General features: G+C 43.9%; 15 protein-coding genes. 7 read left to right on the top strand and 8 right to left on the bottom strand.

Annotated elements, in window-relative coordinates:
• Window positions 1-8 precede the first annotated feature (8 nt).
• The 5 genes from ccoN to ACE38W_RS11710 form a co-directional block, all read right to left on the bottom strand.
• Complete coding sequence (gene ccoN, locus ACE38W_RS11730; protein ID WP_375831046.1) at window positions 9-2162, bottom strand: cytochrome-c oxidase, cbb3-type subunit I; 2154 nt, start codon at window positions 2160-2162, stop codon at window positions 9-11.
• Between the two features lie 32 nt (window positions 2163-2194).
• Window positions 2195-2353, bottom strand: a complete 159-nt coding sequence (gene ccoS / locus ACE38W_RS11725; RefSeq protein ID WP_167014207.1) for a cbb3-type cytochrome oxidase assembly protein CcoS — start codon at window positions 2351-2353, stop codon at window positions 2195-2197.
• Between the two features lie 192 nt (window positions 2354-2545).
• A complete protein-coding gene (locus tag ACE38W_RS11720) occupies window positions 2546-4978 on the bottom strand; it encodes a heavy metal translocating P-type ATPase (protein ID WP_375831045.1) in 2433 nt (810 codons plus the stop codon).
• Window positions 4978-5532, bottom strand: coding sequence for a hypothetical protein (locus ACE38W_RS11715; protein ID WP_375831044.1), 555 nt, complete (start codon window positions 5530-5532; stop codon window positions 4978-4980). Before ACE38W_RS11715 ends, ACE38W_RS11720 begins: the two co-directional genes overlap by 1 nt.
• Before the next feature lie 93 nt (window positions 5533-5625).
• The gene (locus tag ACE38W_RS11710; protein WP_375831042.1) at window positions 5626-6333 is read right to left on the bottom strand and encodes a Crp/Fnr family transcriptional regulator; all 708 of its coding nucleotides are present in this window, start codon (window positions 6331-6333) and stop codon (window positions 5626-5628) included.
• 54 nt (window positions 6334-6387) lie between these two features.
• Between ACE38W_RS11710 and ACE38W_RS11705 the strand changes: the two genes are divergently transcribed.
• The 7 genes from ACE38W_RS11705 (at window position 6388) to ACE38W_RS11675 (ending at window position 12088) form a co-directional block, all read left to right on the top strand.
• Window positions 6388-6984 carry a pseudouridine synthase gene (locus ACE38W_RS11705; protein WP_375831040.1) on the top strand — a complete coding sequence of 199 codons (597 nt, stop codon included), beginning with the start codon at window positions 6388-6390 and terminating at the stop codon, window positions 6982-6984.
• A gap of 59 nt (window positions 6985-7043) precedes the next feature.
• The gene (locus ACE38W_RS11700; RefSeq protein ID WP_375831039.1) at window positions 7044-7919 is read left to right on the top strand and encodes a YicC/YloC family endoribonuclease; all 876 of its coding nucleotides are present in this window, start codon (window positions 7044-7046) and stop codon (window positions 7917-7919) included.
• A 15-nt stretch (window positions 7920-7934) separates the two neighbouring features.
• Window positions 7935-8423: a gliding motility lipoprotein GldH gene (locus ACE38W_RS11695; RefSeq protein WP_375831038.1), complete on the top strand. Its 489-nt coding sequence runs from the start codon at window positions 7935-7937 to the stop codon at window positions 8421-8423.
• Window positions 8423-9439, top strand: a complete 1017-nt coding sequence (locus ACE38W_RS11690; RefSeq protein WP_375831036.1) for an ATP-binding protein — start codon at window positions 8423-8425, stop codon at window positions 9437-9439. Before ACE38W_RS11695 ends, ACE38W_RS11690 begins: the two co-directional genes overlap by 1 nt.
• 67 nt (window positions 9440-9506) lie before the next feature.
• A complete protein-coding gene (locus ACE38W_RS11685; RefSeq protein ID WP_167014223.1) occupies window positions 9507-10217 on the top strand; it encodes a response regulator transcription factor in 711 nt (236 codons plus the stop codon).
• 206 nt (window positions 10218-10423) lie between these two features.
• The gene (locus ACE38W_RS11680) at window positions 10424-11233 is read left to right on the top strand and encodes a sensor histidine kinase (RefSeq protein WP_375831035.1); all 810 of its coding nucleotides are present in this window, start codon (window positions 10424-10426) and stop codon (window positions 11231-11233) included.
• Window positions 11234-11341: 108 nt separating this feature from the next.
• Window positions 11342-12088, top strand: coding sequence for a LytR/AlgR family response regulator transcription factor (locus ACE38W_RS11675; RefSeq protein ID WP_375831033.1), 747 nt, complete (start codon window positions 11342-11344; stop codon window positions 12086-12088).
• A gap of 114 nt (window positions 12089-12202) precedes the next feature.
• On the opposite strand, the gene ACE38W_RS11670 is transcribed toward ACE38W_RS11675, so the two are convergent.
• From ACE38W_RS11670 to ACE38W_RS11660, 3 genes are all read right to left on the bottom strand, one after another.
• Window positions 12203-12985: an SH3 domain-containing protein gene (locus ACE38W_RS11670; protein ID WP_375831031.1), complete on the bottom strand. Its 783-nt coding sequence runs from the start codon at window positions 12983-12985 to the stop codon at window positions 12203-12205.
• 19 nt (window positions 12986-13004) lie between these two features.
• Window positions 13005-14936: a BatD family protein gene (locus ACE38W_RS11665; RefSeq protein ID WP_375831030.1), complete on the bottom strand. Its 1932-nt coding sequence runs from the start codon at window positions 14934-14936 to the stop codon at window positions 13005-13007.
• A 104-nt stretch (window positions 14937-15040) separates the two neighbouring features.
• Window positions 15041-15742, bottom strand: coding sequence for an SDR family oxidoreductase (locus ACE38W_RS11660; RefSeq protein ID WP_375831029.1), 702 nt, complete (start codon window positions 15740-15742; stop codon window positions 15041-15043).
• Between the last annotated feature and the right edge of the window lie 36 nt (window positions 15743-15778).

Below are 15778 nucleotides of genomic sequence, written 5' to 3'. Positions count from 1 at the left end.
GATTAGATTTAGTAGTCAGTACTAGCTGTTGTTGCGGTAGATGTAACTGGTTTTGGTTCGGATTTAATATCCTTTCCAAGACGTTGCAGATAAGCAATCAGGGCTACGATCTCACGGTCTTTACCAACTGGAAGTTTGTCTTTATGAAGATTCTCCACAATTGCTGTCGCTTGTTTGTCTAGATCTTCATTGGCCCTGGTTTCGTAACCTGTTGGATATGGAACACCGAGCTTACGCATCACATTGATCATTGCAGGAGTCCTGCTTTTGTCTATTCTGTCTTCAAATAACCATGGATACTGTGGCATGATAGATCCGGGAGACATAGAAGTAGGATCCAGCATGTGGTTGAAATGCCATGAGTCTGGATATTTGCCACCGATACGCGCCAGGTCAGGACCTGTACGTTTACTACCCCACTGGAATGGATGGTCGTAAACAAATTCACCAGCTTTGGAGTATTCGCCGTAACGAGCTACCTCATCACGGAATGGGCGGATCATTTGAGAGTGACAGGTATAACAGCCTTCTCTCAGATATATATCGCGGCCATGCAGCTCTAACGGTGTATATGGTTTTACACTGGTAATGGTTGGAATATTACTTTTTACAAGGAAGGTGGGCACCATTTCCAGCATGCCACCGATACCTACCACTATCAAACTGAATACTACCAACTGAATTGGACGACGTTCCACCCAGTTATGCCAGTGAGATTTTCCGTGTGTAGTGATCACTTTTGGTAATGGTGCTGCTTCGGCAGCTTCGTTGGCAACAAAAGAGCCACGGCGAATGGTTTTGGTCAGGTTGACAATCATTAATACCACACCAGACACATATAAGAGCCCTCCTACTGCGCGCAGCGCATACATTGGTAATATGGCAGTAACAGTTTCCAGGAACTGATATTTAAGTGTTCCTTCTTCTGTAAACTGTTTCCACATCATACTCTGTGTGAAGGCAGCCCAATACAGTGGAATTACATAGAAAATGATACCCAGTGTACCGATCCAGAAGTGTGTGTTCGCCCATTTGCGGCTATATAACTGTGTAGAGAAAATTCTGGGAATAAGCCAGTAGAGAATACCGAAGGTCAGGAATCCATTCCATCCCAGTGCACCAACGTGTACGTGAGCAATAGTCCAGTCGGTATAGTGGCTGATTGCGTTCACGTTTTTCAGTGAAAGCATTGGTCCTTCGAAGGTAGCCATACCGTAGCATGTAAGCGCTACCACAAAGAATTTCAGAATGGCGTCTTCTCTTACTCTGTCCCAGGCGCCGCGCAGTGTCAGCAAGCCGTTGAGCATACCACCCCATGACGGTGCAATCAGCATGATAGAGAATACAGTTCCCAATGATTGTGCCCACTCAGGTAATGCAGTATATAGTAAGTGGTGAGGTCCTGCCCATATATAAATAAATATCAATGACCAGAAGTGTATGATAGACCAACGGTAAGAATATACAGGTCTGTTAGCGGCTTTCGGAACAAAGTAGTACATCAAACCGAGGTAGGGTGTTGTCAGGAAAAATGCTACAGCATTATGACCATACCACCATTGTACTAAAGCATCCTGTACGCCAGCGTACCAAGAATAGCTTTTGAAGAATGCCAGCGGATACTCGAAAGAGTTAATGATGTGTAGCATGGCAATAGCAACCCAGGTGCCGATATAGAACCAGATAGCTACATACAAATGAGCTTCTCTTCTCTTTAAAATGGTGCCCAGCATATTAGCGCCGAATACAAGCCAGATAAGGGTAATAGCGATATCAAAAGGCCATTCCAGTTCTGCATACTCTTTACCGGTAGTATAACCGAGAAACAGTGTTAGCGCACCGCCTGCAATGATGGCTTGCCAACCCCAGAAGTGAATCTTGCTTAGCAGATCGCTAAACATCCTGGCTTTACATAAGCGCTGGAGAGAATAATAAACGCCCATGAAGATACCATTACCAACAAATGCGAAAATGACCGCGTTGGTGTGCACTGGTCGCATGCGGCCAAAAGTAGTAGGCGCAAATCCCAGGTTAAGATCTGGGATAACCAGCGATGTGGCGGCCCACAGACCGGCTAACATTCCTATAAGCCCCCAGAAAACACAGGCATAGGCAAACAGTTTAACCGTTCGGTTGTCGTAGTAGAATTTTTCGAGTGACATAAGTATTGATGGATTGAAATGCGGAATTACGTTTAATCATTACCGTTATACTTCTTCTCATCGAAGAGGATACGGTGTGCAGGAGAAAAATCATCTTCAAATTGTCCGTGTTTCACAGACCATATAAACGCGGCAAGAAATCCGAGTGCAACGGCCAAACTCGCTCCCAGTAATAGTATGATGACGCCCATAACAACAATAAATTAGTTTTCAGGTACGATCGCAGCGGCAAGAGTTACCCGTTGCCCCGCAAACGGTCAATTTGCGGGGCCCATTTCAACGACGGGCATTAATACTAGCGCTTTGAGGTTATCTATGTAATGTTTCGTGTCGATATCAAAGGTAGATCCTCTGCTGAGGGAGTACAATGATAATACTCAATCTTAAACATGATTTTTGTCAGTAATGCCTGAAAATGCATTTGCAGCAAGCTTTTTACCGTATAGTTCACTCATCGTAAAGGTCAATACAATAATGCTGATAGAGCTGGCAGGCATCAATATCGCCGCCACAAGTGGAGATAATATTCCTTGCACAGCAAAGAATAATCCTGTTATATTATATAACAGTGAGATGATAAAACTAATAATGACAATCTTTCTGTTTGCACGACATAATTGAATAAAATTTGGCAACAGATGTAACTGCTGTGCTTCAATAATTCCATCGCTGGCAGGTGTAAAGTTGTTAGTACTTTCCGCAACGGAAATACCAGTATCACTTTGTTTCAATGCGCCGGCATCATTGAGCCCATCTCCTATCATTAATACCTTCGCGCCTTTCTTTTGTAAGCTAATTATATACTCTAACTTATCTGCTGGCTGTTGCTCAAACTTAAGCGTAGCGCTACTTCCCATCAACAATCGTAAACTGGCGGCCTCCCTGGTATTATCTCCCGTCAAAACAGACAAGTCAAAGTAATTCCTGATCTTCTCCAGCATATTCCTGATACCAGGCCTGTAGCTATTCCTGATGGTAAAAAAACCTAACGGTTTTTCATTGATAGCTACAAATACAACGCTGCCATCTTGCTCTTCTTTATTATGGATGCCTGTAAACCCTGCACTTCCCATCCGAATAAATGTATCATTGACCCAACCACAAACTCCTCTCCCTGTGAACTCCTGGAAATCCCGGATCACATATGCACTGGTGGTACTGCAATAACTCCTGATAGCCTTGCTGAGCGGGTGTGTAGACTGCCCCGCCAGACTGCTGATCATCATTTCCTGTAGTGGTGTTAGTGGTGTCCCGAGATATCTTACCTCAGCACCAGATTTACTGGTAAGTGTACCGGTTTTATCAAATACAATATGAGTAGTATCAGCAAGATTTTCGATGGCCTGCGCATTACGGAGATAAAGTTTATGCCTGCTCAGGATGCGTAATATATGTCCGTTGGTAAAGGAAGATGCCAGCAATAATGCACATGGGCAAGCAATAATCAAGATTGCGGTTACGGAAGGCCATATTTTATTAGGATCTGTAGCCGCCCAATAAGCAGCAGTAGTTACGGCTATAAGTAATACTACCCAAGTGAAATAACGGCTGAGCAAGTGCACGAAGGAAACATGTTTTTCTTCCTGTTCTTTAAAAGTATCACGGTTCCAGAGGCTTGTCAGGTAGCTCTGTGCCACCTCTTTAATGCTTAGGATTTCGATGTTACCTTCCAGTTGCCGGCCGCCTGCATAAACGATTTCACCAACATTTTTTTGTACCGGGGCAGATTCCCCGGTTACAAAGCTATAGTCTATCAGCGCTTTTCCGCGCGATATAATACCATCAGCCGGAATCAACTCCTGATGATGAATCAACAGGGTGTCATTTACTTTAATTTCCGGCAGGGATGTAGGTACTTCTTTGCCGTCTTTTATAATGTGAACGGCTATGGGAAAATAGGACGTATAGTCGCGGTCGAAGGAAAGTCCCTGGTATGTTTTTTCCTGTAATACTCTGCCTATAAGCATAAAGAACACAATGCCGGTCATCGAATCGAAATAGCCGGAATACCCTGCAGCTACTTCCGCAAGACTCCTGACAAACGTTACGAAGATGGCTAATACAATGGGTACATCGATATTGAGAAAGCCATGTTTCAGGCCACCCCAGGCAGATTTATAGAAAGCTTGTGCACTATAAAAAAATACAGGCAGCGCCAGTACCAGGTTCATGTATTGGAACATGGTATTCATGGCGGAAGTATTATGTACTGATCCGGAGAAGTATTCTGGGAAGCTAAGCAACATAATATTGCCGAAACAAAATCCAGCTACGCCTAGTTGGTAAATTAACTGTCGGTTTACGCGTGGTTTTTGTTCTTTCTGGATATCATTTAGACTGATATAAGGTTCATATCCAATACCGGTAAGCGTTTCGGCTACACTCCTTAACGTAGTAAGTTGGTGTAGGTAGATGATTTGCGCGGTTTTGCGACTAAAGTTAACGGTTACACGAAGTACGCCTTCGTTTAGTTTATGAAGATTTTCCAGCAGCCAGAGACAAGAGCTACAGTGTATTTGCGGTAGATAGAAAGAAACATGCGTCTGAGATTCATCTTTATATTGGATCAGGTGTTGTTGGATACCAGCATCTTCCAGGAAGGCAAACTTATCTTTTCTGACCTGTATGCGTTGATTGATACCTGGCTTGCTGTTCAGGTCATAATACTCGCAAAGGTCGTTCTGGTTAAGGATTTCGTAAACTAGTTTACAACCTTCACAGCAGAAAGGTTTACCCGCCAGGGTGATATTGGTTTCCTGGCAATCTTCCCCGCAATGGTAGCAGGTTGTCCGGATGTTGGTATTAATCTGAGCCATTAGTCAATACTTGTTGCGTTATTAAAATCATTCTGTTCAATGATGATAGTACCGGGTTTGGTGACTGAAGGATACAGGATATTCTGCGTGACGTATATCCATTGCATGATCAATTGTTCAGTGATGTACATATCATTGATGCATAACTTATAGGCGCTGCTCCAGTTGCTTTGTATCTGGTAGTTGCCGGCTACTTGTCTGATTTTTTGCAATAACAGTGTGATCTTCTGGAATGAGTGACGGATGGTAACAAAAGTTGCGTGTTGTATGCATTTGATGGGTGGTGATTGTGGCTGCTGGCTTTTGATAACCGGGTAAAGGATGGTATCTTCTTTACGGATGGTTTGAATAACTTCAGCGTGCAAACGGGAAAACAGTAATTGTTGTATATCGGCTGAAGAAGGCGCAAAGGTGTCGTCCTGCCGCTCCAAAGTGAAGTAGCTGGCCACTTGGTCGGCAGCCTGTTCTATGGCATGATGAAATTTATGCCTCACCACATCGCATAGGGCGGGCGGAGTAAGTTCATGAAAATTTATAATGGCGAAAGCATGCATCAGTTCGGGTGAATTTTTGATATAGCAAAAATACCCGCGAAGCATGGGCTACACAATGACAAGCGTCAAGGCAGAAAATGATAAATATCAGGATTAGTCGTGAAGGTTAGCCGTTCTGATTATCTGTGGAACATCAAGCAGGCGTATTTTTTTACCGTCGAGTTCAATCATACCGTCTTTTTTGAATTCGGACAGTAATCTAATGGCAGATTCAGTGGCGGTGCCTACCAGGTTGGCAATTTCTTCTCTGGAGAGACGAACGTTGAGGGTTTGGCCATCAGGTTCGAGGCCGTAGGTTTCTCTGATGAAGAGCAGTGTTTCGGCGAGGCGCTCTCTTACTGGCTTCTGGGCCAGGTGAGTAATTTTTAATTCCGCTTTGCGTAATTCACTGGATAAGATGCGCATCATCTCAAAAGACATGGACGCATCTTTTTGGAGGATGCCTAGAAAGAGGTCTTTAGGAATGAAGCAGATGGAAGAATCTTCCAGTGCAGTGGCGGTGGCGGTATAGCGTTCGTTGCTGAGCAGGGCTTTATAACCCATGATATCGCCGGCTTTCACCAGACGAACGATTTGCTCACGACCGTCGTCGCCACTATGGGAGAGTTTTATCTTTCCATCGTTGATACAGAATACACCAAAGGGATAGGCTCCTTCATGGAAGATAACCTGCCCCTTCTTATAAGAAGAGCAAACTTTAGCCGCATCAATCTGTTCAAGATTGCTGTGGTCTGCTTTGCAGAAGATGGAAGCAAAGCGATCTTTACATTTCTCGCAAGAAGGATTATTAGGTATACTCATATCGAATCATGCAAATGTACTAATTTACGGCTCCTTAACCAAAGCAAAAGGTCGGTGGCATTTAATTATTATGTAATTTATAAACCATATGAGGTATTAACAAGATTTACTCCAGAAGGAAATAAAGCCTGTCTGGCAGATTATTTCAAAGTTCCATCGGATGTATATCCCGTAGGACGGCTGGATTATGATAGTGAAGGCTTGTTAATACTGACGAATGATAAAGCATTGAATCACCGATTGTTATCTCCTAAGCATGCACATGAAAGGGAATACTGGGTACAGGTAGATGGTGCTGTTACAGAAGAGGCAGTTAATAAATTACAACAGGGAGTGCAGATAAATGTGGATGGAAAACTTTACCAGACCCGTCGTTGCAAGGCGCGGTTATTTGATGAAGAACCAGCATTACCGCCGCGGAACCCTCCTATCCGTTTCAGGAAGAGCATTCCTGCGCCTTGGATCAGCCTGACATTACAGGAAGGCAAAAACAGACAGGTACGTAAAATGACTGCAGCTGTTGGTTTTCCTACGTTGAGGCTTGTACGTTATCGCATCGAAGAAATCAATGTAGCCGGAATGGCTTCCGGTGATATGATCAGCCTCAGTAAAGAGGAGATATATAAAAAACTCAGACTGCCGGTATTATGATTTATGCTTTTGGCTTTCTGAGCTTATTTAACTAGGTTTGTTGCCTACAAATTTCTATTATGCTGAAATCAATGACTGGCTTCGGAAGGGCGGAGAGCACGAGAGGCGAAACAACAATTGTGGTGGAGATCAAATCGCTCAACGGAAAACAGTTTGAGGTGAACTTGAAGTTTTCTCCTTTGCTGAAACCCTACGAGTTTGAAATCCGCTCTCAAATGCAACAAGTGCTGCAACGCGGTACCCTCGATGCTACCATCAACATTCGTCAGAATGGTGCTACCCGACCGGTTGTTATCAACACCGACCTGGCTAAGTACTATTATGAGTCCATTACCATGCTCGCAAATCAGCTCGAATTGCCGCAGGGGGATATGCTCAACATCCTGATGAAATTACCAGAAGTAGTATCTCCTGCCACCGAACAGATGTCTGAACAGGAATGGAAAGATGTGGAAGAAGCATTACAGGCTGCCCTTACAGACCTCGACGCTCACAGACAAGATGAAGGTATCATGCTCGAATCTGATCTGATGACCCGCATTGACAATATTGAAACCTACATGGGTAAGGTGAAAGAACTGGATCCGCTCCGCAAAGACCGTATCCGTCAACGCCTGGAAGGCTTACTCGCCGAACATGTGGGAAAAGAAAATGTAGATGCCAACAGACTGGAACAAGAACTTATCTTCTATCTGGAAAAACTGGATATCTCTGAAGAGCTCTCCCGTCTGGAAAATCACTGTCGCTATTTCAAAGAAATCCTGAAAGAAGGAGATCCAGCCAAAGGTAAAAAACTGGGCTTCGTATTACAGGAAGTAGGCCGTGAAATCAATACCACCGGCTCCAAAGCAAATGACGCAGGTATCCAGCAGTGGGTAGTATTAATGAAGGATGAACTGGAGAAAGCAAAAGAACAAGTATTAAACGTTTTATAGTAAGGCGCTCACCTTATGAAGAGATTACTCCTGGTAACCGCAGGCCTATTTTTACTGGCTGCCGCCTGCAAGCCTCCTAAAATGGATGCCTACGAGAAAAACCTGGAAATTCCAGGACACGACTGGGCCTATGATTACAAGCCTTCTTTTGAAGTAAAATTCGAACCGGAAGATACAGCCTCGCTGTATAACATATACGTCAACGTCAGACATACTGCTGGCTATCCTTATAGTAACCTCTGGTTACTGGTAAGTACGCAATATCCTGGCGATAGTATTCCGCAAAGTCAGCGCGTTGAACTACCGCTGGCCGAAGCATCCGGAAAATGGTTAGGCGCAGGTATAGATGATATCTACGAACATCGTATCCCTATACAGCGCAACGCTATCTTCAACAAACCAGGCACGTACAAAATAACTTTTGAACAAAATATGCGGCAAAATCCGCTCCCCTATGTGATGAATGTCGGTCTGCGGATTGAGAAAGCCGGCAATAGGCCGTAATGAAAAGATTTTTTAACTACATGCAAGGAGGCAAATCTGTCTCCTTTCTTTACCTCCTCGTTCTGGCATATACAGTGGCAGCGCTGGTATGGTGGGGTATCCTGTTGCTCAGACAAAGCCACCAGATTACCACATTCGAACTGCAAAACCTGAAGCTTCGGACAGATAGTCTTACGCAACCCGTTGAATACCAGATAGAATTTCAACGTATTCAGAAAGATGAAAGAATGCGGTCATTCAAATACCTGGGCGAAGGACTTACCTTCCTCGGTATTATCCTTATGGGTGCAGGATTCGTATTCAGAGCAGTACTGAAGTACATGAAACTTAGCCGCCAACAGCAAAACTTCATGATGGCGGTCACACATGAGCTGAAATCCCCCATAGCCGCCGCCAAACTTAACCTGGAAACAATTCGTAAACATAAACTGGACGAAGAAAAACAAACCAGGCTAATAGAAAATACCATTCGCGAAACCAATCGCCTCGATCAACTCTGTAATAATATCCTCCTCGCAGCACAGCTGGAAACCCATAAATACCAACTATTTAAGGAACCACTGAATATTTCCGGCATCTTTGAGGCAGGAATTAAAGAATTAGGCGGACGAATTGGCACTCATGACATTCAGGCAAGCATTTTGCCAGGAGTATGGATGGAAGGTGATAAGCTGATGTTACACATCGTACTCAGTAACCTTGTGGAAAATGCTGCCAAATATGCACCCCGCAATAGTACCATCTTTGTAAAGCTGTTTGAAGAAAACAAACAACTCAAATTGCAGGTCATTGACGAAGGTCCTGGTATCCCTGACGAAGAAAAAGAAAGAATCTTCCTGAAGTTTTACCGCGTAGGCAACGAAAATACAAGGAAAGCAAAAGGTTCCGGCCTGGGCCTGTTCCTTACAGCTAAAATTGTAGAGCAACACAACGGAACTATTGAAGTACTGGATAATAAACCTTCCGGCGCCTGCTTTGAAATAACATGGACGAATTTTTCCATCCAAACGGCGTAAATTTAAACTACGGATTAACTGGCAGCCCATTAATCCCATCATTTGACTTACAATCAAATATATACTCATGAAGGAAGCTACAAAGGCATCAATACTACTGGTTGAAGACGAAGAGAACCTCCAGGAAGCGCTGAAGCTGAACCTGGAGCTGGAAGGATATGAAGTAACCGCTGTGGACAATGGTACCGCTGCTCTAAAGGCAGTGAAAAACGAATATTTCGACCTCATTATACTCGATATCATGCTCCCGGAAATGGACGGTATCGCCGTTTGTGAGAATATCCGCATCCAGAATAATGAAGTGCCCATCCTCTTCCTTAGCGCCAAAAATAGCAGCGCCGACAGAGTACTCGGCCTCAAAAAAGGCGGCGATGACTACATGACCAAGCCCTTCAACCTGGAAGAATTACTCCTCCGCGTTGAAAAACTCATCGTAAAAAACAAGAAAATACAGGATAAGGACAGCGTCCCTAACGTATATAAATTCGGTAACAATACCATCGACTTCGCCGCACAGGAATGTATCGGAAAAGATGGTAAACACTATGAGCTCAGTAAAAAAGAAGCCATGCTTCTCAAACTCCTCATAGAAAATAAAGGGGAAGTAGTTACCCGCGAAAAGATCCTCCAGGTAGTTTGGGGATATAACGTCTACCCTACTACGAGAACCATCGACAACTTCATCCTTAACTTCAGGAAATACTTCGAAGAAGATAGCCGTAACTCTAAATACTTCCACTCAGTGCGAGGCGTAGGCTACAAATTCACCGAAGCCTGATCTTTATAAAAACATTATTAAAGCTGACCTAAAACAGGGTGACTTTCTCCCACCGTTTTAGGTCAGCTTTTTTGTATAACCAGTTTTCCGCTAATTGTAACCGCTTTCTGCCTATTTTCCGCCTAGTATAAATTGCTACTTCACTTTAGTGTCGTTTTGCCCGATATTTAAAAACGGGAGAGGCATTTCTCCCCTATAACTTGACGGTGGCACATATTCTCAAAGATGCAGTTCTGGCAGTTGCATGGCCGTACTGGGCATTTTTCATCCTAAGTACCCTTACGCTCATGATTCTTTTCTTTTTGCGAGAAAGAAAGATTCGCCGCGCCTCCGCTAAAGCAATCACCGCGCAGCAAGCCATGATTAACCTGGAAATCCACGCTTTCCAGGCACAGCTCGACCCACATTTTATTTTCAATAGCCTCAACGCTATCCATCATTATATTCTTACTACCAGCACAGACCTCGCATCTCTTTATCTTACCCGGTTTTCCCGCCTCATGAGGATGGTGATGTCCAACTTTAATAAAGAATGGGTTACCCTCCATGAAGACCTGGATGCGCTGGAATTATATCTGCAACTGGAACAACTACGCTTCGACCAACAGTTTCGATATCAACTGCATGTAGCGCCAGACATAGAACCGCACAATAGTCTGATCCCTCCCCTGATCATTCAGCCTTATGTCCAATACGCCATCTGGCAACGCTTGCTGCTCCGCCCCCAGAAAAGCGGCGGTGAACTGACCATATATATCGACAGAGATGATGAAAGAATTTTTATTACCGTAGAAGATAACGGTGAACCAGAAATGAGGCTCCTGGATGATACCAGCGAACGGCTGGCAAACTGCATTGACATCGCTGCCGAAAGGCTTTATATGATGAGTGAACGCTATCAGATGAAAGCAAGTATCTCCACGCAACAACTTATTGATAGCGCTTCCAGTCCCTGTGGAAACCGCATTGTTATCAGTATGCGCCATACTTCCTGCAGGCAGGCGCTGGTTGGCTGAACCGGTTTGGATAACTAGAAAAAAAGACGTAATTTTTCAACCCGGAAACGCCTGAAAATACAAGTGTTTCCAACTATTTATCAGCTGTATCAATCTTTCAATTCTCCCATGCGAGCCATCATTGTGGACGACGAGAAACATAGTCGGGATGTACTTCGTATACTACTGGAAAATAACTGTCCGAATATCTCGGTAATGGCTACCTGTAGTAACGGTGAGGCCGCCCTCGAAGCAATCGTTAAATACGAACCTCAACTGTTATTCCTGGACGTCGAAATGCCAGGGCTAGACGGTTTCCAGGTATTAGAAGCCTGTAAAAGAGGTGCCTTTGCTGTGATCTTCACCACAGCTTATGATCACTATGCGGTGCAAGCCATCAGACATAGCGCACTGGATTATTTGCTCAAACCCATTGATGCCATTGAATTACAAGCTGCTGTCGAAAAAGCAATCGCAAAACTTGGTCAGCCTGTTGCAAAAAAAGTAGATCATCTCGTAGAAATACTCCATCAACATATTAAACAAGCAGAAAGACTTGCTCTCCCCACTGCTGAAGGTTTACGCATGGTCATCGTCAATGATATCCTCTACTGCGAATCTGATGGCGCTAACACCAATGTACACCTGCGCTCACAGGACAAATCTTTCTCCGCTGCCCGGACCCTCAAAGAAATGGAAGAGCTGCTGGAGGATAAAGCCTTCTTCAGAGTGCATAACTGTTATATCGTCAACCTCTCCTTCATGGATAAGTATATCAAAGGCGATGGTGGCGAAATCATTATGTGCGACGGTCAAAGTGTGCCTGTATCCCGGCAAAAAAAGCAAGACTTTCTCCTGCGAATAGAGCGTATGTAATCACGGTCATCATCTGCCTATAGGGCAAAAAATTCAGGCTAACCTAACAGTAATACTGTCGATGGTCAGCCTGAGCATATTTTATATAAATGATTAAACTGTCGGAATTCGCTGCTATAGCCGTTTTACACCATTACAGATTATCCATCCGTTTTTACCGTCATTCAGCTCTATCTTACAAAACTCTTTAGTAGAGTCCAGGACTTTCACCTTCATGCCTTCGTGTAGTTCAAACAAATCCTTGCTGCTATCATCAGGCGCAGCTTTTACTTTCACGGTAGCCGTCATCACGATGCCATTATCATGGTTATTGGCAATATTGTAGGTATCTACCGCCATCAGCAAATGCAGAATGAATAAGATGCCAAACAGGTAGTTACCCCAGGTGAGATATTTGTTGTTGAAGCCCGGAATAAAGAGATTCATGATCATACCTATCACCAGCAGCCAGAAAAATATCAATGCAAATGTTGCCCATCCATTGCTACTATGAATATGTTGAAGCTGCAGCCACCACTGTTGAAAGAACACTAACGGTAACTCCCCTACGAAGCCGTTGACTTTCTGATTGGCAATAGCAAGATTGTGTTTAACAGTAGCATCTTCCGGCGAGAGCTGTAATGCTTTTTCATAATTAAAGACAGCCGGACCTGTTTTGCCAGCCTTATACCAGGCATTACCTGCGTTGAAATACAGGGAACGTTCGGTATAGCCCTCATCAATCAGTTGTTGATAAGCGTTAGCAGATTCTGTGAATTTACTCTGACGATATAGATTATTGGCTTGGTCAAAACGTTGTTGAGGTGTTGCCTGCTGTGCCATTACCTGTGACGTACAGGTGGCGAATAACAGGCCCATAGCCAGGAATAACGATTTGATCATTCTTGAATGGAACATTTGCCTGGTTGTTATAAAATTAATTCTTCAATGCGTTTTCCAGGTTGGTGATAATGCCGACCGCCTTTTCATATGTGCCTTGCATACGGGTGTTGTCTTGCCCTGGCGCGTATAATGCTACTTCGCAATTATCGATCAGCGCAAAAAGATCGCTGGTATTGCTGCCATTAATACTTTTTGCTGCCAGTTTATCCTGCACGAGTTGCTTACTAAGATCGGCAAACGGGATCTTTAATTTATGGCTAAGATAGCCCCAGACAGCACGAGACGTTTCTTCATAGAAAGCTTTGTCTTTGCCTTCTTTAAGATAACGTGCAGCCAGTTCGAGGCGTTTCAGCGCTACTTTATTTGCGTAACGATGTTTCAGCAAGGCCGCATTGGTAGTATTATAGTCCTTACGGCGCTTATAATAAGCCACGCCCAGGAATGCTAATACCGGAATTAATAAAAGTATATAGAACCAGATACTGGTTATAAACCAAATATGTTGTTTCACCCAAGGCAACACCTCCGTTTGAATGCCTACCAGCTCATTTCTGTTCTGGCCATAGTCTTGCTTATCAGCTTTGGTTTTTTTACCCTGGGAGATGTTGATCGTGAATGGTTCGGATTTAATGGTCTTATATGCATTGGCTACCGGGTCGAAATAAGAAAATTCAACCGCAGGAATGATATGCTGCCCTGCCTCTGTAGGCATCAATACAAATTCGAAAGTACGGCTACCCGTTAATGGGTTGCTGTTTTTCTCGATGTTATCGGTCACTTTAGGATCGTATTTTTCGAATCCTGAAGGAATATCCACTTTAGGAGTGTTCAGCAGGTTTACGTTGCCTTGTCCACTGATTGTGACCTTCAACGTCAACGCATCATCGGTGCTGAGCTGTGTTTTATCTGTCACCGCCTCCATATTAAACTTGCCAACAGCGCCGTTGAAGCTTGTTGGACGGCCTTCCACTGGCAGGGGTTTCACATTGATCTGAACCGGATTACACTTTGTTTTGTATGGAACATCTTGATATTCTACATCCGGACGATTAAACATATCATCAAAGAATGGATCTTTGAAAGCCGGATCATTAAAGAAATCTTCGAATGGATCTTTCTGTTTGGCGTGTTTGTTCTGTACCAGTTTTACTAGCCTTACTGTGTTATCTACCTCTACAGGGTCGAGTTCCAGCGCGCCGGATTGTAATGGGAACAATAAAGTTTTGCGAATGGTGAATACCTTATATGGAATGCCATTCACTGTTTCTTCCGTTGCCTGTGGCGGGTTTGGAAGTTCAATATCTTTAGCAGAGAATCCTTTGAAAGCTGGTACTTTGGTTACGCTGGAGCTGGTGGGAAGGCGGGTATAGAGTTTATACGTTGCCGTTAGCTGGTCTCCTTCATAGAGATTTGTTTTATCTACATCTACTTTTACGAAGATGTTCTTGCGTAATTTTTCATTGACATCCTCTCCTTTCTTCAGCACAGGGTCCATGGCTTCATCGCCGCGGCTTCTTTGCGGATAGCCACTCATCGCCTGTTGCTGTTGTTGTTGCTGCAGCTGCTGTTGTTGCTGGGCAAATGAACTACCTTTTTTAACCTCTATTAAGATAGGGTTGGATTTTACCAGGTTACCATTTACTCTTGCTACAGCGCCGGGAATAGTGAAACTTCCGATATGCTTGGCTTGCAGCACATAGATGATAGCATAATAATCAGAACGGTGTCCGTTCATAATAGACTGACCCTGCATTTGGCTTGGGCCCTGCAGGATATCAAAATCCTTGAAGTTGGGAGGTTGAACACTAGTAACATTCACTCCATTTTCCAACATGAACTGGATCTGGAATGGCTCGTCCAACGCTACTGTATTCTGACTCACAGTGGTCGTAAAACGGAAATCCTGCGCAAATGCGCAGTTTACCAGTCCTACTAAAAACAATAAGGAGAATAAACATTTTCTCATATCAGATCTGACCATCATAATTATGTCAACAAATTTAACCAAACCCGCCAGGGATGCGGTACGGACGCCGTTAAAAGTTAGTTAAAAAATTATGACATATGATGTTAAATATCTCCTAAAACCGGACGTAAAACAATATCCTCTACCACGGTCTGTTTGGCGAGTGTGAAGGCGGTCCACACAATAGTGGCGATATCCTCAGGAGGCATCATCCTGTCGGGAGGTGCTTCAAAACCATCCCAGGAAGCGGTCAGTGTAGCACCGGGGCTGATACTGGTGACTCTTACGCCAAAAGGCTTCATCTCTTCCCGCAGATTACGACTGAAACCGAGCAACGCATGTTTGGTAATACTGTAAGATCCGCCATTGGCGTAGGCTTTGTGACTAGCAACAGAGCATAAATTAAAAATATGTCCGTTACGTTTAATCATCATGTCAGGTAATAATGTTCTGGTAAGATGATAGGCACTGTATACATTCACCGCCATTAGTTGCTCCAGCAGACCGTCTGCCTCTTCGTAAAGCGCGCCAGGCGTGAAAATGCCTGCATTGTTAACGAGGATGTCAACACTAGAAAATTTTGATTTAACTTTTTCCGCGAAAGCCAGTACTTCCTGTTTATTTCCCATATCAACTTGCTCCGCCAAAACAGTTACGGCTGGATTCTGTTGCTGGATACTGTTTTTAGCGGCTTGTAGCGCCTCTTCATGCCTGGCACAAATCGCAATATTAAATCCTTCTTTCGCAAGCCTTTCTGCTATGGCCTTCCCTATTCCTTTGCTGGCGCCGGTGATAACTGCATTCATAGTAAACAATCGTTAAAGACAGTAAAATACTGAATT

The organism is Chitinophaga sp. Hz27 (assembly GCF_042263525.1).
Taxonomy (GTDB): domain Bacteria; phylum Bacteroidota; class Bacteroidia; order Chitinophagales; family Chitinophagaceae; genus Chitinophaga.
Note: the sequence above shows the minus strand (reverse complement) of the source record. Positions and strands in the feature narration are given on the sequence as shown.

Excerpts from the sequence above, each read along its gene's own strand:
- ACE38W_RS11675 (WP_375831033.1), top strand. The coding sequence starts at position 11,342 with ATGCGAGCCATCATTGTGGACGACGAGAAACATAGTCGGGATGTACTT.
- ccoS (WP_167014207.1), bottom strand. The coding sequence starts at position 2,353 with ATGGGCGTCATCATACTATTACTGGGAGCGAGTTTGGCCGTTGCACTC.
- ccoN (WP_375831046.1), bottom strand. The coding sequence starts at position 2,162 with ATGTCACTCGAAAAATTCTACTACGACAACCGAACGGTTAAACTGTTT.
- ACE38W_RS11670 (WP_375831031.1), bottom strand. The coding sequence starts at position 12,985 with ATGTTCCATTCAAGAATGATCAAATCGTTATTCCTGGCTATGGGCCTG.
- ACE38W_RS11660 (WP_375831029.1), bottom strand. The coding sequence starts at position 15,742 with ATGAATGCAGTTATCACCGGCGCCAGCAAAGGAATAGGGAAGGCCATA.
- ACE38W_RS11685 (WP_167014223.1), top strand. The coding sequence starts at position 9,507 with ATGAAGGAAGCTACAAAGGCATCAATACTACTGGTTGAAGACGAAGAG.
- ACE38W_RS11710 (WP_375831042.1), bottom strand. The coding sequence starts at position 6,333 with ATGAGTATACCTAATAATCCTTCTTGCGAGAAATGTAAAGATCGCTTT.
- ACE38W_RS11690 (WP_375831036.1), top strand. The coding sequence starts at position 8,423 with ATGAAAAGATTTTTTAACTACATGCAAGGAGGCAAATCTGTCTCCTTT.
- ACE38W_RS11665 (WP_375831030.1), bottom strand. The coding sequence starts at position 14,936 with ATGAGAAAATGTTTATTCTCCTTATTGTTTTTAGTAGGACTGGTAAAC.
- ACE38W_RS11720 (WP_375831045.1), bottom strand. The coding sequence starts at position 4,978 with ATGGCTCAGATTAATACCAACATCCGGACAACCTGCTACCATTGCGGG.
- ACE38W_RS11700 (WP_375831039.1), top strand. The coding sequence starts at position 7,044 with ATGCTGAAATCAATGACTGGCTTCGGAAGGGCGGAGAGCACGAGAGGC.
- ACE38W_RS11695 (WP_375831038.1), top strand. The coding sequence starts at position 7,935 with ATGAAGAGATTACTCCTGGTAACCGCAGGCCTATTTTTACTGGCTGCC.
- ACE38W_RS11715 (WP_375831044.1), bottom strand. The coding sequence starts at position 5,532 with ATGCATGCTTTCGCCATTATAAATTTTCATGAACTTACTCCGCCCGCC.